This window comes from Mycobacterium sp. P2_H7, from assembly GCF_056403275.1.
The window spans coordinates 1-396 of the sequence record NZ_JBFUFU010000068.1; the positions used below are offsets into that span (position 1 = coordinate 1).

General features: G+C 62.1%; 1 pseudogene. It reads right to left on the reverse strand.

The window, feature by feature from the left end:
- Nucleotides 1–205: 205 nt before the first annotated feature.
- Nucleotides 206–396 (reverse strand): annotated as a pseudogene (locus AC1DY7_RS31380) (hypothetical protein); the annotation flags it as partial.

A 396-nucleotide genomic window follows, 5' to 3' on the forward strand; every position in this document is an offset into this window, starting at 1 on the left:
AGAGGAAGAAGACACACAGGAACAAGGTCGCCGGCATCAGCAGCAGATAGGGCAGAGCCTTGCCGTGCATGGTATTTGTCCTTCTACGATGCCGCGGTCTGGGCGCCCGGAGTGCAACAAACCCCGGACGCCCCCTTGGGAGGATGTCTTATTGTTTGACCATGATCTTTTCCGAAAACCGGYKYCCACTTTTCGGGATCATGGTCTAGTCTACCGGGCAGGCGCCCGTGGACGGCTTGTCGGGCGCCCAGCACGGCGCCTTAGCCTGGTCGATGAGCGCCTTGAGCGCTGCCGCCTGCTCTTCGAGCACGCCGTGCACGTCCTCGCCGCCGAGAACGATGCGCTCAAAGGAGTCGGTGTAGACCTGGTTGAACTTGCCGCCGAGGTCGCCGAGCC